Source organism: Corynebacterium sp. HMSC065D07 (assembly GCF_001810695.1).
Lineage (GTDB): Bacteria > Actinomycetota > Actinomycetes > Mycobacteriales > Mycobacteriaceae > Corynebacterium > Corynebacterium hesseae.
In genome coordinates this window covers 1-455 of the sequence record NZ_KV802447.1, presented here as the reverse complement: position 1 = coordinate 455, position 455 = coordinate 1, and the positions used below count along the sequence as shown (strand labels likewise).

1 protein-coding gene is annotated in these 455 nt (G+C 52.3%); it reads left to right on the top strand.

What is annotated here, in order from left to right:
- Positions 1-331 precede the first annotated feature (331 nt).
- Positions 332-455 (top strand): IS110 family transposase (locus tag HMPREF2760_RS05700; RefSeq protein WP_148138844.1); only part of this gene is annotated, 124 nt, incomplete at its 3' end.

Genomic DNA, 455 nt, shown 5'->3' with positions numbered 1-455 from the left:
CCCATTACGTTGTTGGCAGTTCCGCTTGAAGGAACTCAGGATTCGTACTCCTAGCCCCATGCTGGGGCAGGTTATGTTTGTCTGCGTTCCTTCTGCCTTGGGGCAGTGGAACTAGTCGCTGGCTTCGGTATGGCTTGTTTTCGTCCCTGTCTGAAAATGATCCGGGGGGTGATGCCGCCGAAGGCAGTGGCATACTCCAGACTGCTAATAGGAACCTGACCCGCACAGAATGTGCGAGGTCTCAAAGTAATGTGGATGCCAGCGTGAAGTATGTCCGACCACCAGCGATGAAATAAGTCCCATACTCATTCAATTCGCTAGGAGGTCTGGCATGACCTACGACTATGTCATCGGCATGGACGTCGGTAAATACTTTCACCACGCTTGCGTCTTAGATATCGACGGCACCCAGGTGCTATCTAAGCGCATCAACCAAAACGAAAAATCCCTGCGCG